Origin of the sequence: Bacillus cereus group sp. BfR-BA-01330, from assembly GCF_022663885.1 — a bacterium.
Taxonomy (GTDB): Bacteria; Bacillota; Bacilli; order Bacillales; family Bacillaceae_G; genus Bacillus_A; species Bacillus_A cereus.
The window spans coordinates 141175-166694 of sequence record NZ_JAKUGK010000003.1 but is presented as its reverse complement, the minus strand read 5'-3'; the positions used below and the strand labels follow the sequence as shown (position 1 = coordinate 166694).

Sequence of the window (25520 nt, the reverse complement as noted above, 5' to 3'; positions counted from 1 at the left end):
CAAACTACATTGCTTCTTTTTTCTGCCCGATAACAGATCGTTCTAAAATCTCTGTCACATCAAGAGTTTGAACTTTCTCTTCTACCTCTTTCGCTTTCGTTCCATCACTGATCATCGTTAAGCAATATGGACAACCTGTACCGATAATAGATGGCTGTACAGCTAATGCTTGTTCTGTACGAGCAACGTTAATACGAGAACCTGTTGTTTCTTCCATCCACATTAAGCCACCACCTGCGCCACAGCACATTCCAGTTTCACGGTTACGTGCCATTTCTACAAGATTCACTCCAGGAATCGCTTTCAAAATGTCACGTGGCGCTTCGTACACTTCGTTGTATCTTCCTAAATAACAGGAATCATGGTACGTAACTGTTTCTTCAATAGCGTGAACAGGCTTTAAGCGCCCTTCTTTCACCCACTGAGCTAACAATTCTGTATGATGATAGACTTCTGCTTGCAAGCCAAAGTCCGGATACTCATTTTTAAATGTGTTATAAGCATGAGGATCAATCGTAACGATTTTCTTCACTCCTGCCTTTTCAAATTCTTCGATATTCTTTGTCGCCATCTCTTGGAATACAAATTCATTTCCGAGGCGGCGTGGTGTATCTCCAGAATTCTTTTCTTTATTACCGAGAATTGCGAATGAAATGCCTGCTTCGTTCATTAACTTCGCAAACGATATCGCAATCTTCTGACTACGATTGTCGTATGATCCCATTGAACCAACCCAGAATAAATACTCGAATTCCTCCCCAGCTTTTGATTTTTCTTTTACAGTTGGAACTGTTACTTCGTCATCACCTTGGCGCCATGTTTCACGCTCTTTACGGTTCAGACCCCACGGATTCCCTTGACGCTCGATATTTGTCATCGCGCGTTGTGCTTCCGCGTCCATTTTTCCTTCTGTTAAAACGAGATATCGACGTAAATCAATAATTTTGTCAACATGCTCATTCATAACTGGGCATTGATCTTCACAGTTACGACACGTTGTACATGCCCAAATCTCTTCTTCTGTAATAACATCTCCGATTAAACTCGGATCGTAAGCGAGCGTTGTAGACGCTGATTCTTGTTGTCCTTTTCCAGCTGCCATCATCGCTAACTGATTTCCTTGTGTATTATTGAAGGCAACTACTGGAACCCACGGTGCTTTTGATGTTACCGCAGCTCCTTTATCAGTTAAATGATCGCGAAGTTTTAAAATTAAGTCCATCGGCGATAACATTTTTCCTGTTCCTGTTGCCGGACACATATTTGTACAACGGCCACACTCTACACAAGCGTATAAGTCAATAAGTTGATTTTGTCTAAAGTCTTCAATTTTACCAACACCAAATGTTTCTTGCGTTTCATCTTCAAAATCAATCTTTTCAAGCTTCCCTGGGTTTGAAAGACGACCGAAGAATACATTAGCTGGTCCTGCAATTAAATGCGCATGTTTTGATTGTGGAACATACACTAAAAACGTTAACAAAATTAGTAAATGCACCCACCAAGAAAAATAGAACACTGAAATGGCTACGGTTTCATTTATCCCGCTAAAAACGTAAGCGATTGCAGAAGCAATTGGTTCACTCCATGAAAGCTCCTCGCCATGCCATATAAGTCCCATACCGTTACCAAGTAGCACAGAAATCATTAAGCCACCGATAAAGATAAGAACAAGACCTGATTTGAAGTTACGTTTTAAACGAACAAGCTTTTCTACATAACGTCTATGAAAAGCCCAAAATACTGCAATTAAAATAACAAGTGTGACAATTTCCTGGAAGAATGTAAATGCAGGGTATAGTGGTCCAAGTGGAAGATGTGATCCTGGTGCGAGTCCTTTCCAAACGAAGTCAATTGCTCCAAATTGGACAAGAATAAATCCGTAAAAGAACATAACGTGAATGATGCCGCTTTTCTTATCTTTCAGCAGCTTTTTTTGACCGAAAACATTGACCTTAAGGAGATCCCAACGCTCTTTAAAACGACGGTCAAATTCAATTTTTTTTCCTAATTGTATGTAGGCCATTCTCGTCCGTATAAGATATACAAACAAATATCCTGCATAAGCAATAACAGCAATGGCAGCCAGCCAATTAATGATCAGTAAGCTATTCATTTTTATGCTACCCCTCTCTTTGTAAGCCCTCTTTCTTTTTTGAATCTTCAAAAATATATAATTTTCTGAATTATATCCCCTATCCCCATTATATAATGAGTGAGCATTCAGTCAACAGTTTTTTGTTATAGAACAACACATTTTTTCATAAAGCTGTTTATTTCGGTGAAACTATAAAGTGAAACTTTAATCCGCAGGGGTGGTTCATCCCCCGCTGATTATTAGTTGAACCAATCGGGCTTTTACGGGCAGTTGATTTCCAAACTAGCTTCTGCTTATTCATCAATTTTTGAAATAGGAAGCTTACTGCCCGTTAAAGCGGGATAAAGTGAACCTTTAATCAGTACAAGATCTATCCTCTAAAGAAATTTATAATAACAGCCGTGCTACCCGTATCATTTGTAACACACTGAAGGTGAAAAGAATGCGAAGGAGGGAATTCACTAATGCTCTACTTATCTCTTTTGTTAATATCCGTTGCTCTTTGGATTACAATTGACCTTTCATACGGGAGACTTCTTCATTTAAAACGAGTAAGCTCTCGCACTTTCCCTTTACGTCAAAGTGATTTTCACCTTTATACATACGGGAAAGATTTGTATGACGCTTTATTTACTGATATAAAACAAGCACAGCATCACATTCATATTTTATTCTTCATTGTAAAAAACGATAAAATCAGTCGTGAATTTTTAAAATTGCTGATTGATAAGGCTCAGGAAGGAATTGAAGTACGACTTTTACTTGATCGATTTGGCAGCCATTCTTTATCAAACGAAGCTATTCGCTCCCTGCAAAAACATGGTGTATCTTTTTCATTTTGTCATAAGGTAAAATTTCCTCTGCCTTTCTTTTCTGCCAATCAACGAAATCATAGGAAAATTACAGTGATTGATGGGAAAACCGGCTATATCGGGGGATTTAATATCGGTGAAGAGTATCTAGGGCATAATGAATATTTAGGATTATGGCGAGACTACCATTTACGTCTTACAGGAGAAGGGGTTCAAGATTTACAAAAGCAATTTTTGCATGACTGGTTTGATGATACGAAACAAAATTTATTAGATGCTTCTCTTTATTTTCCAAAACAAAACCCAGGTACCATCCTGCATCAATTTATTCCGACTGATGGGGCTTATTTACAGCATACTTTTTTACATTTAATTAACGCGGCAAAAAAAGAAATCTGTATCGGTACACCATATTTCATTCCTGGAAAAAAAATTATGAATGCCTTATTAAAAGCAAAAGAAAGAGGGGTTCAAATCACAATTCTTGTTCCAGAAAAAGCTGATCACCCTCTTGTTCGAGAAGCCAAATTTCCGTACTGCCGAAAATTAATACAGGCTGGTTGCAATATTTATGCATTTCAACAAGGTTTTTTTCACGCCAAAATTATTATAGTAGACGATGATATTTGCGATATCGGAACAGCAAACTTTGATATGAGAAGTTTATATATTAACCATGAAATAAACTGCCTGTTATATAATAAACATTTCATTCAAACAGTAAAAAAGAAATTCCATGAAGATCTAGAGAATGCATCTGTACTTTCCTATAGCGATGTAAACCCGCCTTCTCTTATCGATAGAGGAAAGGAATGGATTGGAACAATATTTGCTTTCTTTTTATAGGAAAGACAATGAATAAAAGAGGTGTATCTCATATGCTTATACGGTTTGGATATGTCTCACATGCAATGGCACTCTGGGACTGTTCTCCTGCCAAAACAATGACGTTTACAAGCTTTAAGAAACTCAGCAAGCAAGAGCAAGAAGACAAACTGTACCATGTTATAAGGCAAAATTTAGAGCACACAATACGTATCCTTCATTACAATATAGCGCATGAAATCCCACTATATCGCCTATCGTCTTCCATCGTCCCACTTGCAACACATCCCGAAGTCGAGTTTGACTATATTGGGGTATTCACACCACTTTGGCGTAAAATAGGGGCTTTAATTAAAGAACACAATTTACGAATAAGTTTTCATCCAAATCAATTTACGCTATTTACAAGCGACAAGCCACATATTACTACTAACGCTATTACGGATATGACTTATCATTATAAAATATTGGATGCTATAGGCATTGCAGATTCTTCTTACATTAATATTCATGTAGGTGGAGCCTATGGAAATAAAGAAAAGGCAATTGAGCGCTTCCATGAAAACATAAAAAAACTTCCTACACATATAAAAAAACAAATGACTCTTGAAAATGATGATAAAACATATACAACCGCTGAAACTTTATCAATTTGCCAAAAAGAAAATATTCCATTTGTATTTGATTATCATCATCATATGGCCAATCTTTGCGAGGAACCACTAGAAGAGTTGCTTCCTGCAATTTTTGAAACTTGGTCACATACAAATATTTCTCCTAAAGTTCACATTTCCTCCCCGAGATCGGAAAAAGAATTTAGGGCTCATGCTGAATATATCGATTTAGAGTTTATTAAGCCTTTCTTACACATTGCAAAAAAACACAATCATAATTTCGATATTATGATTGAAAGTAAACAAAAAGACTTAGCATTATTCCAATTAATAGATGAACTTTCTGCTATAAGAGGAATTAAAAGAATAGGTGGTGCAATGTTACAGTGGTAAATTGTAACTTTGCACCATTTTTTCAAAAAAGTAATTTTTATAGTAAAAAACATCCTATTTTATATGCTATTATTTAAATTAGCATTCCCTCGAGATTCAACTTTATTGAAACGGAGTCATAATATGATTAATCAAAAAAAATATGTACAATTTGTCATAATATACATATCTATATTTGCTCTTTGGATACTCTTTATTCCAAATGAGTCGCATATAAAGGAGATTGGAATTCTTTTCTTATTCTGTTTCGCTGCACTTTTTTCTTGTCACTGTTTATATAAAGCTATTAAGAGAATGAAACGCAGTGATAAACTATTTTGGATTTTATTACTATGTACTTGCCTATGTGGGTTAGTTATGGAGATAACCCTATTTCTTAGTTCACTTTCTATACATGATCAATCTATATTTTCATATAAAGCATTACCTTTTTTTATCATACAATATATTTTGCTCTTTGTTGGATTTGCTATAAAGTTTATAAAAAATTATTCTATTAAGGGGCTTTCTCAATTTTCATTCGATAGCATCTTTATTATTATTATGAACATTTATTTCACCTTAACTTTTATCTTAGACCTTTCAAGCTTCCGCATGTTAACAACGGATACTTGGATTTTAATTGGGTATTTCATTGCACAATCATTAGTAATTTACGCCGTTATTAGCCTATATAGAAGAGAACAATATTCTTCTAGTAGAATTGCATTAATTATCGGTTTCACTATTATACTCGTATACGGTTATATTCATCTGTTTCAATTGAATTTTGGAATGAAAACTTCTGCTGAAATTAATTATTTAATACACACTGCTTCTATTTTATTAATTGGACTTTCTTCCATACTATATATTTTAGATAAACCAATGCAGCATGAAACGAAAACAAAATATTATCGATTCGATTATGTACGTTTTATACTACCTTATTTTAGTATAATTATTACTTTTTCTTTTATTATCATTCAACCTTGGGATGATAAATTCATGTTAATCGGTCTCGTATTATCACTTATTTTGTTATTCTTGCGGCAACTTTACATGTGGAAAGATAATCAAGCACTAATTCATACATATGAACAGTTGACTACACAACTAGAGGACGAAGTTGAAGAAGGTGCATTTGCATTATCAAAAAGTGAACAACGTTATAAATCTTTATTCGAGGACCATCCCGATGCCGTTTTCTCTTTAAATATGAATGGCATTTTTCAACAATCTAATAAGGCGTGCGAAAGCTTATTTACTGCCTATTATTGCGAAGTGGCAAGCTATTCTCTGGTACACTTCATTGATTCAAAAGACCACGAACTACTAAAGAAGGCTTTACAAATTACAAAGGAAGGTAGGCCACAAACGTTAGAAGTTCGTACAAAAGAACAAGAAGGCTATTATTATTATCTCCATATTACACTTATCCCTACTTTTATAAACAAAGAAGTGGTCGGAATGTTTGGGATAGCACGTGATATTACCACCTTATATGAAAAACAAAAACAAGTAGAACATTTAGCCTTTCACGATGCACTTACTGGATTACCAAATCGTCGAAAGTTCGAAAAAGATTTAAAAGCCATTTTAAATACAGCCCAAACTAACGCAAATGATGTCGCCGTCATATTCCTTGATTTAGATCGATTTAAAAAAATTAACGATAGACTTGGCCATGACGTTGGAGATTTATTATTAATTGAAGTAGCAAAAAGATTACGCGGTTGCTTGCGTTCAAAAGATATCGTCGCTCGCCAAGGTGGAGATGAGTTTACAATTCTATTACCAGAAATGTACTCAGAAAAAAGTGCAATTTTTATAGCTGAACAGATTTTAACTATTTTAAACAAACCATTCTTCATTCAAGGCGAAGAACTTTCTATTACACCAAGTATCGGAATTGCGATGTACCCTGATTATGGAACTGATGTAAATGAGTTAATGAAAAATGCTGATATGGCTATGTATCGTGCGAAAGCAAATGGAAAAAACAGATTTGTTTTCTTCTCAAAAGAAATGAGTATCGCTCAAAATGAAATTCAATTCTTAGAAGGTGAACTTTCAAAAGCATTACAACAAAATGAATTTTTCCTTGAATACCAGCCACAAGTAAGCACAAAAACAAAACAAATTATCGGTTTTGAAGCATTAATACGTTGGAAGCATCCAAAACTCGGTATCGTATCTCCTGCCCAATTTATCCCTCTAGCAGAGGAAACTGGTTTTATTATTGAACTTGGCAATTGGATTTTACGTACTGCTTGTTTAGAGGCAAAAAGATGGCATAATCAAGGTTTCTCTCATTTAAAAGTTGGTGTAAATTTATCTGTTGTTCAATTTAACCATGCAGATTTAATCCCAACTATTTCAAAGGTATTGGAAGAAACAGAACTGAAACCAGAAGCACTAGATATTGAAATTACGGAAAGCATCGCAATTAATCAAAATCAATCTGTAGTTGCAAAACTAGAACAACTTCAAAATCTCGGTATTCAAATTTCAATCGACGACTTTGGAACCGGTTATAGTTCTTTAGCTTATTTAACAAAATATCCAATCAACACATTAAAAATCGCTCGAGAGTTTATTTGTGGAATTACAACTAGCCCTTTAGAAGAAGCAATTGTCTCTTCCATTATTACATTATCAAAACAACTAAATTTAGAAGTGATTGCAGAAGGTGTAGAAACGGAAGAAGAATGGGAATTTTTACATAAACAAAATTGTGATCACATTCAAGGATTCTTTATTAGCAAACCTGTTTCTAGTAAAGACGTTTGGATGTTACTCCATAAAAAAACAACCGCCTAAGTAAGACGGTTGTTTTTTAATATTCAAAAGGTAAATCTTTAGCTAATTGTACCTCTTGATCGTTATGAGAAATTATATGGCTTTTCTCTAATGCCGTATCGCCTAATGAAATACCCCATGCCATCGCTAACGTTAATAAACTACCAATAAGTAATTTCTTCATATTCCATCACCCACATTTTTTATTTTAATATATCATGAAAATTTATCTCTATTATATGCAATTATGCATACCCATTTTTTAGGATATTTATCTACTGATTTTATTTACGAGAGCTTCTTTATATGTATGCATTTCTAATATATCAAAAAAGAAGCTTGCCTTTTTATATGCATCTTCAACCTCTGCCCCATCGTACTCCAACTTCCCTAGGCATTCACCTCTTTGATAATATAGCTGTCCAATTAATGCCATACTATTAATTCGGCATGATATTTCAATCGCTTTATTTACTTGATAAAGTGACTCTTCATATTGATTATCTAAATATAATGCTTTCGCATGATTATATCTTACCTTCACTTCAAATTCTTCATTATCATGCAATACCTCTAATTGTTTTAATATATCTTCAAATAACTCAATACTCTTCTTAAAATAGCTATTTTCAGCATAAATATTTGCAATCGCATTTTCTATATAAAGATTTTGGTATACGTCTATTCCAGCTAACTGTTGATTTAACAATTTTTTTAATTCTAAAATACAATATTCGTAATCGATTTTCTTTAATATGTAAGCTGCTACATGATATTGCCATTGAAGAAATTGCTGGAATTCAGGATGATATTCTTCCTTTTTCAGCTCATTCCACACTTTATTATAAATTTCTTTATATCTTTTTTGCTTACAAAGCATAATGATTTGATCTTTAAACTGTTTTTTTCTTTCAATATCGGAATAAATGAGTACCTCATAAAAATGAATAATAGGAACTTGTAATTTTGCTGCGATACCTTGCAATATATCCATACTTGGGTATACCGCACCCGATTCAATTCTACTCACTTCCGATTGATGACATATATTATCGGATAACTGTTTCTGTGTTAATCCTCTCATCACCCTAATTTTCTTAATTTCACTTCCTAATTTTTCTGCGTGCATACTTACTCACCATCCCATTAGAACAATCTAATTTTTTGAGTTGTCATACCACTACAATAATGTGAATTCGACAATTTTTGATATGAAATAATGCATAATATATATAAAATTCGGCAAATTTTTCATACAATTCATCTCACATACAATAATAGATTAGGAGTGTTATAGATGAATTATAGAAAACTTGCTAGTGCTTTCGTTACATTCGGTCTTCTTTGCCCTTTATCAACAGAAGCTATTCATGCTCAAGAATTAGACAAAAGTGCAGTCAAAGTTGAAATTGCTCAGCCTGGTTTAACAATCGGGAAATTAACACAACCTCAAAATGATACGAAAGAAAATATTGCTAAAAAGTATTTAAAAGGTGAGGTAAATGGGGCGAAAGCTCAACAAGAACAAGTCACTACTGAAAAAAATGTAGATTTCCAACCTACAAATAAAGAAACCAAAGAAAATCAAACCGAAGTTCGCCTTGCACAAACATATAAAAACTATAAAATATATGGCCAAGATCTCATTGTAAAAGTAGATAAAAATGGAGTAATCACAACTGTTAGTGGTAAAGTTGTTCAAAATTTAAATCAACAACCTAATCTTACTATAACAAATTTTTTGTCGAAAAATGAAGTAAAATCTAAATTACGCGATATAGTTCAAATTCCAAGTGATGCAGTTGAGACAGAATTCTCTAGCGAAACCGTTGTTTATAAGAAAAAAGATGGCTATTATACATTCGCAACTGTTATTACATTTACTTATGAAAACAATGAACAAATTATAAACGGCAATGCTATCGTTGATTTAAAAACTGGCGAAGTACTTTTCCAAGAAAAATTCATTAAAAACAAAGAGAATAAGACTATAAATCAAGTAACATCACCTAGATTATCCCCTGCAAGTGAGCAAGGAACTGGGAAAAATGCACTTCAAGAAAACATCTCTTTCAATATTGCCAAAGGAACTGATGGGAAGTTTTATTTAGCAGATTTATCACGCGGAAATGGTATTTATATTTATAATGCAAACTACGCCGATTCCCTCGGAGGATATAGTCAAGCTGGTTATCCAGGGACACTAATTTCAAGTAGTACTCCTAATTTTGCAGATAAAGAAGCCGCGGGCGCTATGAAGAACATGAGTGATATTTACGATTACTTTAAGAAAGAACATAATCTAAAAAGTTACGACAATAAAGATTCAAAAGTTGTTGCTAGTGTACACGGTTTTGATTCTACTGAAGTTAGTGATGGTGTAAAAGAAGACTATGTAAATGCATTTTGGCATCCCGCTTGGAACCAAATGGTATTTGGTGATGGTTTAGACGGAAAACTAACATCCGCTCTTGATGTAACAGCTCATGAATTTGGACATGCTGTATTCAGTGGCACGACGAAAAATAAAGTCGTGAGATATCCAAGCGCTGAAACATCTGCACTAAACGAGGGATTAGCGGATTTCTGGGGTACACAAATCGAATATTACGTAAAGAAAGATAAAGGAAACTGGATTATGGGCGATACATTAGATGGCCTAACAATTCGTGATATCCCAAGGGAAATTGGTGACGGCGGTCATAAACTATATACAAATTTACAAGATTTCTATAACGATGGTAATAATCAAGAATCACACGTGAATTCTGGTATTATCAGTCACGTATTATATCAATTAGCTGAAGGTAAAACATATAACGGTGTTGCTGTTCAAAAACAAGGAAATGAAAAAGTAAGTAAAGTTGTTATGCGTGCATTGCAAAATTATGCAACTTCCGCTGAAGACTTTGAATCACTTCAATCTCATATCGTACAAGCTGCAAAAGATTTATATGGCACTGCCGTATCAAATGAATTTGCAAAGGCATTTGAAGCACACGGTTACAAACCGTTACAAAAAGTAAATCAAGTAATAGAAGTACAATAATTATAAAAAGAAGGTTACCTCTCATAGGTAACCTTCTTTTTATATCCAACCCTTTTCTTCCGCAATTGTAATTGCCTCAATTCTATTTTTCGCATCAAGCTTCGCTAATACTTCAGAAATATAATTACGTACTGTACCCGGCGAAAGATAAAGTGCCTTCGCAATTTCGTTTGCCGTCTTTCCTTCTTTCGCAAGCAACAGTACTTCCTTTTCGCGATCTGACAACGGATTTTGCTCCTGCCATAAGCCAAACATTAAATCTTGGGAGACCTCTCGTTTCCCCTTCATTACATTACGAATTGCTGCCGCTAAATCTTCACTTGGGCTATCCTTTAATAAATAGCCGTGCACACCAGCTTTCATTGCTCTTTCAAAATATCCCGGCCGTGCAAATGTTGTTAAAATCATTACTTTGCATGATGATTTTTCTTTCTTTAAAGTCTCAGCGACATCCAATCCACTTTGAATCGGCATTTCAATATCCATAATACTTACATCGGGCTTTAACGATTCAATTAATTCTAACGCCTCTTCCCCGTTCGCAGCTTGCCCAATTACTTCGATATCATCTTCTAGATCAAGCAGGGCCCCTAATGCACCACGAAGCATCCGCTGGTCTTCTGCAATAATAATTCGAATCATGCCCTCACCTCATCTTTTCCTGTTCTAATAACAACTGGAACTTTTACCGTTAATAACGTCCCTGGATTGATTGTACCTAGTTCAACAAATCCATCAATAAGAGCAATTCGTTCTTTCATGCCGCGAATACCATTTCCATCATGATTTTGATCTGTTAAACCGATTCCGTTATCTTCTACTTTCAAAATCAGTTCACCTTGTGATTCTAATACAGAAACTGCGCACCGCGTTGCCTTACTATGTTTTACAACATTTGTAACGGCCTCACGTAAACACATCCCGACAATATTTTGTTCAATTGGTGATAACGAGCTCGATCTTGCTTCTTGCCTCACTTCTAATTCAATATTAGCTGCTTGTAAGATCGCTTTTATTTGCTCTAGCTCTTCTTCTACCGTAATCATACGCATATCAGAAATTAATTCTCTCAGCTGTTTTAAGGCTGTACGAGACGTTTGTGTAATTTCCTTCGCTTCCGCACTTGCACGCTCTGGATTTTTCACAATTAACTTCTCTACAAGCTGGCTTTTCAAAGTAATAAGAGATAACGTATGCCCTAATGTGTCATGAAGATCTCTTGCAATCCGCTGCCGTTCTTCACGTTTTACTAAGTCTTTAATTTGCTCGTTCGCCTGATCCAATTGATTTCTTAACATCTTTTTCTGATTAAAATTGCGCATACCAAATGGCGTAAGAAGCATTAAAATAAACATTGGAACGATATTTACTAAACTTGTAGTTGTTAGTTGATTCATATTTACAAATAAAAATGCTCCAAGCATGATAACTAACGAACATAACAGCACTCGAAATACTTTCTTATTTGGCGCAAATCCCATCGCACTTGCTGTGAAAAAGCCAAAAAATATCATAAAAGGATTATAAAATAAAGCAAATAAAAAGATGAGTACCATTTGAATACACGCCCAAAAAACAAACGTCCTCTGAACAAAATAAAGCTGACGGTATGTGACGATAAAAATTATCAACATACCGCTTCCTATTACAAGCTTCCATCCTGATGCCTGCGCTAAGTGATAAATTGGAAATAATAGATAAACAAACCACATATACGGGAAGAATCCCATATGTTTCGGAAAAATCTCAATCCTCTTCTTCTCTATCATTTATACCGCTTCCTGTCTTTTTCTTATATATATTGATACTACAACAAATATAAGGAAATAACCTCCTAATACCGCGATATTTTCCCATCCAATTGATTTTCCAGCTACAATATCCCACGCACCACTTCCGAAATGGTATGTCGGTGTCCATTCACCAATCGTTCTTAATATTTTTGGGAATACTTCAATCGGCATCCATAACCCGCCAACTATAGCTAAACTCATATTTAAAATATTTGCTAAGCCAGCAGCTGCGTCCGCCTTCTTAATGGAACCTATTACTGTTCCTAACGCTAAAAATGGTGTTACCCCTAACAATAACCATAATCCCGCACCAATCCATTGCCCTATCGTTAACTCAACATGATTAATTAGTATCCCTGCAATAAAGATAACTAATATTGAAAAAGCATTTACTACTGTTTGAGCGATAATTTTTGCTGTTAAATATGCTCCCTCTGGAAGCGGTGTAATTTTTAGAAGATGTGTCCATCCTTGCCCTCTTTCCTGAGAAAGTCTCACACCGAAACTAAAGAGTGCAGTCCCTACAATACTGAAAGTTGCCATCGAAATTAAATAATGTGCTTTCCACGCATCTCCGTTTTGTGGTACTTGAACAACATTTGTGAAAATGTAGTAAAACATAACAGGCATTAATAATGAGAAAAAGATAAATAATTTATTGCGGAATGTACGTAAAATTTCTATTTTGCATTGCATCCATAATGCTCTCATGCGATTTCCTCCTTCTGATTTGCGACAAACTGTTCGAATGCTTCATCAAGACTTCCACGTTCAACTGAAACATCTGTTACAGGTAAACTCTTTTGATAAATGGCTTTTAAAGTTGCATCCGTATCCTCCGTTGTTAAAATGAAGCGTCCTTCGCTTGACTTTACTTCTGTTACATTTGGTAATTCCTTTAGTAATTTTGTAGGAATGCTTTCCTTCGAGTAAAATGTGATTGTTTTTCGCGAAATCGTCGCTTTCATTTCGTCTGGTGTACCATCTGCGATAATCTTTCCGTTCGCAAATAATAAGATACGATTTGCTAAAGCATCTGCTTCTTCTAAATAATGCGTCGTTAAAATAATTGTTTTCCCTTCACTTGCTAACTTTCGAATCGTTTCCCAAAACATTCTTCGAGACGTAATATCCATTCCGACTGTCGGCTCATCTAAAAATAACAAATCTGGATTTCCCGCAAGTGCAAGCGCAAAATTCAACCTTCTTTTTTGCCCACCTGATAACTTCTCACATCTTTGCTTTCGCTCTGATTCTAAATTTGATAACTGCAGTAACGTTTCTTTCGCTATAGGATTCGTATAATAACTACGGAATAACTCGATTGCCTCTTCCACCGTAATACTATCAATGACACTTACTTCTTGCAGCATCGCACCGAGGCTATTACGAACATCTCTATGCTTTGGACTCTTTCCAAATATAAAGACCTTACCTTCTGTCGGGTCCTTTAATCCAAGCATCATCGACATCGTCGTTGTTTTCCCCGCACCATTCGGACCAAGTAACGCTACTATTTCCCCTTTATTTACATGAAATGAAACATTATTTACTGCGTTTTTATGTTTAAATGTTTTAGAAACACCATTTACCTCAATAATCTTTTCCATCTCTCCACCCCCGCTGTTTCTTATATTTACATTGTATTACTTGGAAAACTTAGGAAACAGTATGATGCGTCATGACATCGATATGACAATTGTCATGTATTCTTTATGAGAGGAATCAACCCGCATACCGCAAGCGAGTAGCAGGACGAAAATAAACATGATACAATCGGATAAGATATATATTCGAGGAAGGACAGTGGTTTTCATGATTATTCGTAATGAACAAGATTTAGAAGGCTTACGAAAAATCGGCCGCATCGTTGCGCTTGCACGTGAAGAAATGAAAAAAGAAGCGAAGCCAGGTATGACAACGAAAGAGCTTGATTTGATCGGTAAAAAAGTATTAGATGAGCATGGTGCTATTTCTGCACCTGAAAAAGAATATGATTTCCCAGGTGTAACTTGCATTAGTGTAAATGAGGAAGTTGCTCATGGTATTCCAGGAGATCGCGTATTAAAAGAAGGCGACTTAGTAAACGTCGATGTATCTGCTGCACTTGATGGCTATTATGCAGATACAGGTATCTCATTTGTTCTTGGAGAAGACGAAGCAAAAGAAAAGCTTTGCCAAGCAGCAGTTGATGCATTTTGGGCAGCAATGAAAAAGGTTAGAGCTGGCTCAAAACAAAATCAAATTGGTCGTGCTGTTTCAAACTTCGCACATAAAAGTGGATACAATGTCATTCAAAACTTAACTGGTCACGGCATTGGTCTTAGCTTACATGAAGCACCAAATCACATTTTAAGTTACTATGATCCAATGGATAATGCGCTTCTAAAAGACGGTCTTGTTATCGCTGTAGAACCGTTCATCTCTATGAAAGCTGATCATATTATTGAACGTGGTGACGACGGCTGGACATTCGTTACACCTGATAAAAGTCTTGTTGCACAATGTGAACATACGGTTATCGTAACGCGCGGCGAACCAATAATTTTAACAGAAATCTAATACCAAAAACGGCTGTTTTGTAGATTTATTCCACATAAAACAGCCGTTTTTATTTTTGGGAAAATATGTGAACTACTGTTGAACTCTTTATCATTTAAGTATATAATCTTTAGCGGAGGTTACTTAAGCTTATCTTTACTAAAAAGATATTGTAACTAAAAACACCTTCTTTCTTATTGTTTAAACAGTCTCAAAAATGACCGTAGTAACGTGTTAGTCGAATATTCTGTAATTCTTATATTCCTCTAACAATGTAAGAAACTATCATCTTTCAACTTCGGTCCACTAATCGCACAACTCTCTTTAGACAAAATAAATGACTATTTTCAAAGTACATATTGTCTTCATTCTGACCAAAACCAACCCTATCTAGCTTTTTATCTCCACATAACTTTAAGGCAAAAATAAGCCGTCACAAAGGGATACACTACATTGGTTAGTATGTATCGTAAAACTTACCTTTATAACCATTCTTTTTTACTAGATATACATGAAAACTATCTCACATATAAGGGTCTGATATCATTCTTTATATCAGTATTTTTTTCGACATTTTTTGTCGAATTGTGTATATTTCCATAGAACTGTGTAAATATACATTTTGTTTTACGTTAAACAATTTTACTTTGAACATAATCCTGTTTGTCTGAGAACGCGTATAGAAACGGAGGGATAGCAAAAATAAATAGCTTATAACAAATACTTTTAATATTCCATTTGTTCATGTGGAATAAGTCCCCAATGGACAAATGAATGTTCAGAGGAGGAAAAATGAAAAAACTTTTCAATGTATGTTTAATTGTATTCGTACTATTTTCGCAAATTGCTAGTTTTCCATACAATCAAGTAAAAGCGGAAACCTTAACAGGAGATTCCTTATTTGACACTGTTGAAATGAAAGATGCAACGAATCATATTATTGACGAAGCAAAAAATCCTAACAATTTAATAAAGATAGGATCAATCATTCAAGTAGAATACGCTTGGTCAATAAAGGATCAACAAGCTGCACACGCAAATGATACAGCAGTAGTTCAAATACCACTTGCATTAAAAGTATCTAAAGATTTGCAAGGAGATTTAGTAACAGATCAAAAAAATATTGGTCAATATTTTATAACAGCTAAAGATAATAAATTAAAATTAATATTTAATAATCAAGTAGAAAATTTGAAAGACGCTAAAGGAAAAATTAAAGTTGATACCGTGTTTAACTCAACTTTAAAAACTGGAGAAAAATCAGTTCAAATCGCTTTTCCTTTAGGAACAATGGTTCAGCCTATATCAGTTCCTGTTCAAGTAGAAAACTCTAAAGAAGATGGCACCAAACAGGATACTAATAAACAAGCGCAAGATCCAGTAGCTAAACCTGTTACTGACAATCCGGAGCAAGATCCAGCAACTAAACCTGTTACTGATAATCCAGAACAAAACCCAACAACTAAAACTGTTACTGATAATCCGGAACAAAACCCAACAACTAAAACTGTTACCGATAATCCGGAACAAAACCCAGCAGCTAAAACTGCCACTGATAATCCGGAACAAAACCCAGCAGCTAAAATTGCTACTGACAATCCAGAACAAAAGCTAGCAAGCGACCCTGCTGAGAATACAAATTCAGGTCCAAAGCAAATAACAACAAACATTTTAACCAGTGTAAAGTTGACGGATAAAGACGGAAAACCATTTACAGAGGATAACCGTCCAAGTACAGATTCCCCTGCCAATATTGAGTTTACATGGGAACTTTTAAAATCAATGAATGTGAAAAATGGAGATTACTATATTTTTGATCTTCCTAAACATTTTAAGATTTACAATACAATTAACAGTCCTTTATATGATAGTGAAAACCATCAAATTGGTAATTTTACTGTTACAAAAGATGGAAAAGTCACGATGACATTCAACGATTATGTTGAAGAGCATCCAGATGTTGCTGGTAACCTACAATTAAAGACAGAATTTAATAAAGCTGAAATTAAAGGTACAACAACACAAGAAATTCCTTTCCCGATTAAAGATAAGGATGTTTCTATTACAGTTGACTTTAAGCCTAATGTACAAACAGCTACGAATAAAAAGGGTTTACCTGATAGACCAATTAATACAAATGAAATTAATTGGAAAGTAGAGATGAACAAAACGAAAGACCCCCTTAAAAACGCTGTTTTTAAAGATAACATTCCACAAGGTACAAGCTTAAATAAAGATTCTATTAAAGTTTATTATTTAGAAGTTGATGTTAATGGGAATGTAACGCGTGGTGCAGAAGCTGAGCCAACAGATTACAATATTATTTCATCAGATGGCTCAAAATTGGAGATTGCTTTCAAAGATTCTATCAATAAAGCATACCAAATCGAATATGCCACAAAAATTACTGATGAAAATATTAAAAGTTTCCGAAATAACGTTACGATAACGAGTGATAATCAAAAGCAACAAAACGCAAGTTCTACTGTAACGGTTTCTCGTGGTACACACTTAAATAAAACAAGTAAATATGATCCAAAGACGCAAACAATTGAGTGGACAATTACTTACAATGGTGATCAAAGAGAGATCAAAAAAGCTGATGCGATTTTAAAAGATATTTTTGACGATACACACGAACTAGATGCAAATTCTATTGTTGTAAAAAACGCTTCATATAATGAAAAAGGAACGCTTGTAACAGGAGACGCTGTTAATAATTACACTGTAAATAACAAGAAGAATGGATTCGATTTACAGTTTAATGATGATATTAATAGTGCTTATGTGATTACCTATAAAACCAAGCCAACTAATAAAGTTATAGAAGATGGAAAAGTAAAAAATAAAGTTACAGCTGATAATGATTCAAGTAAAGAAAATGAAGCTAGCTTCAAGCAGCAAAATATTATTAAATCTAATAATAAAGCTGAAACAAATTATAAAGACAAAACAACAACTTGGACAATTATAGTAAATAATAACAACTATCCATTAAGCAACGCGATTATTACGGACACCTTTGATCATGGTGGATTACAATTAAAAGATAAGAAACTAGAAATTAAAGACGGAAATTATACCCTTCAAGCTGGGACTGACTATGTTTTAGATGTAACAGATAAAGGCTTCAAAATTACTCTTATAGGTACGTATCAGTCTAATATGACAAAGACATTAGTCGTAAAATATACGACAGACTTTGATTATACAAAGCTAGAAAGTGGTAAAACTTCATTTAAAAATACAGGTAACCTTTCTTGGATAGATACGGATTCTAATCCACAATCAAATAAAGTTGAAGCTAATTTCGATCCTGATACTTTCACAAAGGCAAATGGTTATAAATACGGTTCTTATAACGCCCAAACGAAGGAAATTACTTGGATAATAGGCTTTAACTATAATAATGTTGAGATTAAAGATCCTTATGTTATAGACGTAATACAAGATAAACAAAAATTAGTGCCTGGATCCATTGAAGTGCGCGATATGATTCTAAATGGAAATCCTGATAATGCACAACCTGGTAATGCTGTACCAACTGAGAAATATGAACTTGAAGAACCTACAGAGAAAAATAAAAACACCCTAAAGGTTCATTTCAAACAATCAATTAATTCACCTTACTATATTATCTTTAAAACAAGCCTTGATGGTGAACTTATCCAAGGCACCTACAAAAACGAGGCAGATTTAAAAGATGGCTCTAAAATCGTAAACACCCTTACAGGTGACACTCAAGTAAATAAAGGTGGCAGCTTCGTTACTAAAAAAGCTGTGCAAGACGACAACTATATTAATTGGAGTATCGCAATTAACGAAAGCCAATCAACCATTGCAGATGCCGTTGTAACAGATGATCCAACCGAAAATCAGGTAATTGTGGAAGATTCATTCCACTTATATCCTACAACTGTTGATCCATATGGAAATTTAACAAAAGATACAGTAAACGAATTAAAAGAAGGAACAGACTATAAACTCAAAATAACAACAGACAATAATACCGGAAAGCAACATTTCGAAATTGCCTTCTTGAAAAAAATTGATCGAGCTTATATTTTAGAATATCGCTCACTTATTAATGCAGACGATAAAGAAAAAGTAAGTAATAAAGCGAAAATCACAGGCAATAAGTTGACAGTTAAAAACACAGAAACTACTGAAACGATTGAAGTGAGAATGTCTTCTGGTTCAGGCGGAGGATCTGCTACTAAAGGCCGTGGAAACCTTGAAATTATAAAGGTAGATAACGACAATAAGAACGCACTATTAGCTGGGGCAGAATTTACTTTATACGATCGTACAGGTAAAACTGTTATCCGTAAAATTACAACAGACAAAGACGGTATTGCTAAATTTAATAATTTAAAACGCGATAAATATTTATTAAAAGAAACAAAGGCTCCTGAAGGCTATGTAATTAGCTGGGATTTAAAACAAGGGAAAATTGTTGAACTTGGTACACAAGAGACTACAACATATAAACTTGCAAATAAGAAGTTTGTCGGTAAAGTAGTTTTAACAAAGTCTGATGACCTGAATAAAAACGTCACACTGCAAGGTGCCGTTTTCACACTACTTGATAAAGACAAAAAAATAATTTCAGAACACGAAAAATTAACAACAAATAATCAAGGACAAATTACTGTAGATAATTTAAAACCAGGAACTTACTACTTACAAGAAACAACTGCTCCTGAGCATTATAAATTAGACAGTACACCTATACAATTCACAATCAAAGAAGATCAAACAACAGTAATAAACCGAACTGCAACAAACAGTTTGATTCTAGGATCGGCCATTTTAACAAAATTCGATAAAGATGGAAAAACTTTAGCAGGTGCGGAGTTCAGTGTACGCGATCGATATAACAAAGTAATTCGTGGATATGAAAAATTAACGACAAATGATCAAGGACAAATCGAAGCAAAAGATTTACGCCCTGGAGACTATCAATTTGTCGAAGAAAAAGCACCTAAAGATTACGACATAGATAAAAAACCAATTGAGTTTACAATTATAAAAAGTCAAAAGAAAGCACTTACTGTTACAGCGACAAATCACCTCATTAAAGGTGGTGTCACTTTAACGAAAGTCGATGATGTCGATGGCACTGCCCTTGAAGGTGCTGTATTTAAAATTGTCGATGCGAATGACGAGAAACAAGTAATTCGTGAAAATATAAAAACAGGTTCAGATGGAAAAGTTACCGTTAAAGATTTAGAGCCTGGTGCTTATAAATTTATTGAAACAGAAGCTCCTAAGGATTATACGTTAAGTACAAACCCTATCGAGTTTACAATTGATAAAAGCCAACAAGCTCTTGCCACTGTTACGGCAAATAACAGCTTAAAAACGGGCGAGGTTGAATTATTAAAAGTTGATGAGTTTGGTGAGAAAAAACCACTAGAAGGTGCTGTATTCAAACTTGTCGATACAAATAATAATGACGTTTCCCCTCACACTAACTTAACTACTGATAAACACGGTAAAGTTAAAGTTAGTAACCTACGTCCTGGTACGTATAAATTTATTGAAATAGCTGCTCCTGAACATTACGTTTTACGAGCAGAACCTATTGAATTTACAATCGATAGAAGTCAGAAAGAAACTCTACTTGTGAAAGCTGAAAATGCTTTAAAACCAGGAGATGTTGAGTTAACAAAAGTTGATGATATCGATGGTACAGCTCTTGAAGGTGCTGTATTTAAAATTGTTGATGCAAATGATGAAAAGAAAGTTATTCGCGAAAATGTAAAAACTGGTGCGGATGGTAAAGCTATCGCTACTGGCTTACGCCCTGGCGATTATAAATTTATCGAAGTAACAGCACCGAAGTATTACGACAAAAATACAAAACCAATTAAATTTACGATTACAGAAAGTCAAACAACTCAGGCTACTGTTACCGCTAAAAACAGCTTAACAAAAGGCGGTATTGAGTTAACAAAAGTGAATGCTGCAGATGAAAAGGAAACACTTGAAGGTGCAGTATTTAAAATCGTTAATAGAGATACTAATGAAGATGTTCGTACGGACCTTGTTACGAATAATAAAGGAATGCTAGTTGTAGATGACTTACGTCCTGGTAACTATAAGCTTATCGAAACAAAGGCTCCAACTTATTACGATGTAAATGTAGAACCAATTGAATTTACAATCGAAAAAGGACAACAAAAACTCCTTCCACTTACATTTAAAAATAGTTTAACGAAAGGAAAAGTTAAACTTATTAAAGAAGATGATGTGGAAAGTAGTAAAGCTCTTGCCGGCGCTGTATTCACATTGCAAGATGCAACTGGCAAAGAAATTATGAAAGATTTAACAACAGATGATTACGGAGTATTAGTTATTCCTGATTTAGCACCAGGGGATTATCAATTTATCGAAACAAAAGCCCCTGAACATTATAAATTAGACAAAACACCTATTAAGTTCACAATTAAAAAAGGTAGTAAGGAAGATCTTCCTATCCCTGTTACTGTAAAAAATAGTTTACTTACAGGTGGCGTCACTTTAACAAAAGTTGATGATGTTGATGGCACTATTCTTGAAGGTGCGGAATTTATAATCGTTGACGCTCATGATACTAAAAAGGTAATTCGCAAAGGTTTAACGACTGATAAAAACGGTAAAATTTCTGCTTCTGATTTACGTCCTGGAGACTATCAATTTATTGAAGTAAAAGCTCCAAAAGACTATACCTTAAGCAAAGACCCTATTCCGTTCACTATCGAAAAAAGTCAAAAAGAGAATATTACTGTTACTGCTACTAACAGTTTAAAGAAAGGTGCAGTAACATTAACAAAAATTGACGACATCGATCGTACGATGCTCGAAGGTGCAATCTTTAAGATTGTTGATATGAATGGTAAGGAAGTTCATACGAATCTTGTTACAGATAAAAACGGTAAAATTTCTGTTTCTGATTTACGCCCTGGAGACTATCAGTTCATTGAAACAAAAGCTCCTGAGCACTATGTATTAGATGAAACAACGATTCCATTTACAATTGAAAGAAGTCAAACGAAAGAGATCAATGTTACAGGCAAAAATGCTTTGAAAAACGGTAGCGTTGAACTAACAAAGATTGACGATATTGATATAAATACAAAACTTGCTAACGCCGTATTTAATTTATTAGATGTAGACGGAGAGCTAGTTAAAGAAGGCTTAAAAACAAATGATGAAGGTAAAATTGTTGTTGAAAACCTACGTCCTGGTACGTATCAATTCGTTGAAACAATTGCTCCTGAACATTACGATTTAGATAAAAAACCTATCGTATTTACAATTAAAAAGAGCCAAACTGAAACTCTTCATGTCACTGCTACAAATGCTTTAACAAAGGGTGCAGTTAAACTTTCTAAAGTTGATGATGTTGATGGCACTGTTCTTAAAGATGCAGTATTTAAAATTGTTAATATGAATGGTGATGTAGTTCATAAAGACCTTGTTACAAATGAACAAGGAATAATCGAAATTAACGACCTACGTCCTGGTGATTACCAATTTATCGAAACGAAAGCTCCGAATCATTACGTTTTAGATGAAACACCAATCAAATTCACTATTGAAAAAGGACAGAAGAAAGCTATTTCTTTAACTGCTACAAATAGCTTAAAACAAGGTAGTATCGAATTACTTAAAGTTGATGATTTAAACACTCAAACAAAACTTGCCGATGCGGTATTTAATTTACTAGATCAAGATGGCAAAGTACTTAAAACAGACTTAAAAACAAACAGTGAAGGTAAAATCGTTATCGAAAACTTACGTCCTGGTACGTACCAATTCGTTGAAATAACGGCTCCTGAACACTATGATTTAGACAAAAAACCAATTATATTTACAATTGAAAAAAGCCAAAAAGATATTGCTACCGTTACTATGAAAAATAGTTTAACAAAAGGCGGCGTGGAACTTTCTAAAGTGGATGACGTCGATGGCACTACTCTTGAAGGCGCAGTATTTAAAATTGTGGATATGAATGGTACTGTAATTCGCAAAAATCTTGTTACGAATCAACAAGGTAAAATTAGCGTTTCTGACCTACGTCCTGGTGATTATCAATTCATCGAGACAACGGCTCCGAAACACTACGATTTAAACAAAGAGCCAATTCCATTCACAATTACAAAGAGCCAAGCTGATCCTATCTCCGTTACAGCTACAAATAGCTTAACGAAAGGCGCTGTGGAACTTTCTAAAGTGGATGATGTAGATGGTACTGCTCTTAAAGATGCGGTATTTAAAATTACTGATCTGAATGGTAAAGACATTCGTACTGAGCTTATAACAGATGTACACGGAAAAATTTCTGTTTCTGATTTACGTCCTGGGGACTATCAGTTTGTTGAAACGAAAGCTCCTGAACACTATAAATTAGATAGTACACCTATTAAGTTTACAATTAAGAAAAGCCAAAAAGAAAAGCTCCAAGTTACTGCTACAAATAGCTTAACTGAGGGTGCTATAGAATTAGTAAAAGTGGATGATATAAATCCAGATACAAAACTTTCTGATGCAGTGTTTAACATCATCGATGTGAAAGGTAAAATTGTTCGCACTGATTTAACTACTGATAAAGATGGGAAGATTACTGCTACGAACTTACGCCCAGGAGACTATCAATTCATTGAAACGAAAGCTCCGAAAGATTACGATTTAAATAAAACACCTATTAGCTTCACTATCGAAAGAAGTCAACTAACTCACGCTTCTGTTACTGCTAAGAATGGCCTAACAAAAGGTGGCGTGGAATTAACGAAAGTTGACTCTATAGATAAGAAAGAAATGCTAGAAGGTGCGGTATTTAAAATTACTGATCTGAACGGTAACGATATTCGTACGAATTTAGTTACCAATAAAGACGGAAAAATCATCGCTAAAGACTTACAACCAGGAGACTATCAATTTATTGAAACAAAAGCTCCTAAACATTACGACTTAAATGAAGAACCAATTAAGTTCACAATCAAAAGAAGTCAAACAAAGCATGTCTTCGTTACAGCTATTAATAGCTTAACGGAAGGTAGTGTTGAGTTAATTAAAGTTGATGATGCCAAGCAAAACACAACACTTGAAGGTGCAGTATTTAAAATTGTTAATAAGGATGGACACGATGTTCGTACCGATTTAACTACTGATAAAAACGGCCGTTTAGTTGTGGATGAATTACCGCCAGGAGACTATGAGTTTATCGAAACAAAAGCTCCTGAACACTACGACTTAAGCAAAACACCTATTAAGTTCACAGTTAAAAAAGGCCAAGAAAAAATCGCCTCTGTTACTGCTACGAATAGCTTAACTAAAGGCGCAGTTGAATTAACTAAAGTTGATGACATCGATGGTACTACTCTTGAAGGAGCAATCTTTAAAATTGTAGATATGGACGGCAAGGATGTTCGTTCTGATTTAACTACTGATAAAGATGGGAAGATTTCTGTTTCTGATTTACGTCCGGGAGATTATCAGTTCATTGAAACGAAAGCTCCAACTGGCTATGATTTAAACATTAAACCAATTCCTTTCACAATTACGAAAGGACAATCTCAGATTACCTCTGTTACAGCTTTAAATAGTTTAACAACAGGTTCAATTGAGTTAACTAAAGTTGATATTGATCACCATGGAACACTTGAAGGTGCCATTTTCAATATTTTAGACCAAGATGGAAAAATCATCCGAGAAGGTTTAAAAACAGACCAACACGGAAAAGTAATCGTAAATGATTTGAAACCTGGTAATTATCAATTAGTAGAAACACAGGCTCCTAAAGGCTATCAATTAGATGCATCACCAATAAACTTTACAATTGATAAAGCCCAAGCTACACCACTACAAATTACAGTTTCAAATAAAAAGATTGAATCTTCGTCAGGTGGAGATGACAAGCCAGTTACTCCTCCAAATAAAGAAGAGAACAAAGGCAATGAAACATCTGAGAAACACGAAAACGGAACTTCCGAAGAAACATCGAATAAAACAGATAACAAACAGCAAGATGATCGAAATACGGATAAACACCTTCCAAATACAGGTCATAAAGAAGACCCTACACAAACAGTAGGTATCCTTCTTCTACTAGCTGGATTATTAAGTATTTTGGCTACAAAACGCAAAAAAAATTATTAATAATTTTTTCACATCCAATCAATCTCTCAATTGATTGGATGTTTTTTTATACAAAAAGGACGATACATAAAGTATCGTCCTTTTAACGGGGTGAGGCTGCCCAAAAGTACGGAAAACCTTTGAACAGCCTCTTATTTTCATATGGATGCCTTACATATATCACTGATAATAATTATGAAATGCGGAAACATAATTACCATCAACTGATTCAAACATGAGAAATGAAACCCTACAGTGGTTCCATTTCTCTACATAATCTAAAGTTTGGGTACACTAGATTCATGCAATGTAGGAGCTTTCAGAGTAGAAAGCGAACCTTCGTTTAAAATGATAGCATACATATCTTCCTCAAAAATATGCAAATATGCATATATTGTTTTTATTTCTCAATGTCAGAATATTGAAAAACAAAAGACTCGAAGGTAAAATAAAGTCATTATCCGTCTTCTTTTGTCAGTCACAGAGAAT

The 25520-nt window shown here is 34.5% G+C and carries 13 protein-coding genes; 6 read left to right on the top strand and 7 right to left on the bottom strand.

Annotated features, from left to right (window positions below; translation table 11 throughout):
- Positions 1-4 precede the first annotated feature (4 nt).
- On the bottom strand, positions 5-2116 hold the full coding sequence (locus tag MR112_RS09940) for a (Fe-S)-binding protein (protein ID WP_001086776.1): 2112 nt from the start codon (positions 2114-2116) through the stop codon (positions 5-7).
- Positions 2117-2562: 446 nt separating this feature from the next.
- Here MR112_RS09940 and cls point away from each other — a divergent pair, with 446 nt between their 5' ends.
- The 3 genes from cls (at position 2563) to MR112_RS09925 (ending at position 7544) form a co-directional block, all read left to right on the top strand.
- Entirely contained in the window at positions 2563-3756 is a 1194-nt protein-coding gene (gene cls, locus MR112_RS09935; RefSeq protein WP_000966419.1) for a cardiolipin synthase, read from the top strand.
- Positions 3757-3788: 32 nt separating this feature from the next.
- Positions 3789-4742, top strand: a complete 954-nt coding sequence (gene uvsE / locus MR112_RS09930; RefSeq protein ID WP_242244917.1) for a UV DNA damage repair endonuclease UvsE — start codon at positions 3789-3791, stop codon at positions 4740-4742.
- 123 nt (positions 4743-4865) lie between these two features.
- A complete protein-coding gene (locus MR112_RS09925) occupies positions 4866-7544 on the top strand; it encodes a DUF4084 domain-containing protein (RefSeq protein ID WP_002164653.1) in 2679 nt (892 codons plus the stop codon).
- Between the two features lie 16 nt (positions 7545-7560).
- Here the strand turns inward: MR112_RS09925 and MR112_RS09920 are convergent, their stop codons facing one another.
- Both MR112_RS09920 and plcR read right to left on the bottom strand, forming a co-directional pair.
- Positions 7561-7707, bottom strand: coding sequence for a quorum-sensing peptide PapR (locus tag MR112_RS09920; protein WP_000734730.1), 147 nt, complete (start codon positions 7705-7707; stop codon positions 7561-7563).
- 87 nt (positions 7708-7794) lie between these two features.
- Positions 7795-8652 (bottom strand): transcriptional regulator PlcR, encoded by an 858-nt coding sequence (gene plcR, locus MR112_RS09915; RefSeq protein WP_000542912.1) that lies wholly within the window; start codon positions 8650-8652, stop codon positions 7795-7797.
- Between the two features lie 168 nt (positions 8653-8820).
- On the opposite strand from plcR, the gene MR112_RS09910 reads away from it, so the two are divergent.
- Positions 8821-10572, top strand: coding sequence for a M4 family metallopeptidase (locus MR112_RS09910; protein WP_071740956.1), 1752 nt, complete (start codon positions 8821-8823; stop codon positions 10570-10572).
- A gap of 39 nt (positions 10573-10611) precedes the next feature.
- Here the strand turns inward: MR112_RS09910 and MR112_RS09905 are convergent, their stop codons facing one another.
- The 4 genes from MR112_RS09905 to MR112_RS09890 are packed head-to-tail and all read right to left on the bottom strand — an operon-like array spanning position 10612 to position 13975.
- Positions 10612-11214 carry a response regulator transcription factor gene (locus tag MR112_RS09905; protein ID WP_000619237.1) on the bottom strand — a complete coding sequence of 201 codons (603 nt, stop codon included), beginning with the start codon at positions 11212-11214 and terminating at the stop codon, positions 10612-10614.
- Complete coding sequence (locus MR112_RS09900; protein ID WP_000570607.1) at positions 11211-12341, bottom strand: sensor histidine kinase; 1131 nt, start codon at positions 12339-12341, stop codon at positions 11211-11213. Before MR112_RS09900 ends, MR112_RS09905 begins: the two co-directional genes overlap by 4 nt.
- Positions 12342-13076 carry an ABC transporter permease gene (locus MR112_RS09895; protein WP_001202429.1) on the bottom strand — a complete coding sequence of 245 codons (735 nt, stop codon included), beginning with the start codon at positions 13074-13076 and terminating at the stop codon, positions 12342-12344.
- Complete coding sequence (locus tag MR112_RS09890; protein ID WP_000411127.1) at positions 13073-13975, bottom strand: ABC transporter ATP-binding protein; 903 nt, start codon at positions 13973-13975, stop codon at positions 13073-13075. The genes MR112_RS09895 and MR112_RS09890 overlap by 4 nt, the downstream gene beginning before the upstream one ends.
- Positions 13976-14132: 157 nt before the next feature.
- On the opposite strand from MR112_RS09890, the gene map reads away from it, so the two are divergent.
- Both map and MR112_RS09880 read left to right on the top strand, forming a co-directional pair.
- Positions 14133-14927 (top strand): type I methionyl aminopeptidase, encoded by a 795-nt coding sequence (gene map, locus MR112_RS09885; RefSeq protein ID WP_242244916.1) that lies wholly within the window; start codon positions 14133-14135, stop codon positions 14925-14927.
- Between the two features lie 771 nt (positions 14928-15698).
- On the top strand, positions 15699-25052 hold the full coding sequence (locus MR112_RS09880) for a SpaA isopeptide-forming pilin-related protein (protein WP_242244914.1): 9354 nt from the start codon (positions 15699-15701) through the stop codon (positions 25050-25052).
- Positions 25053-25520: the final 468 nt, after the last annotated feature.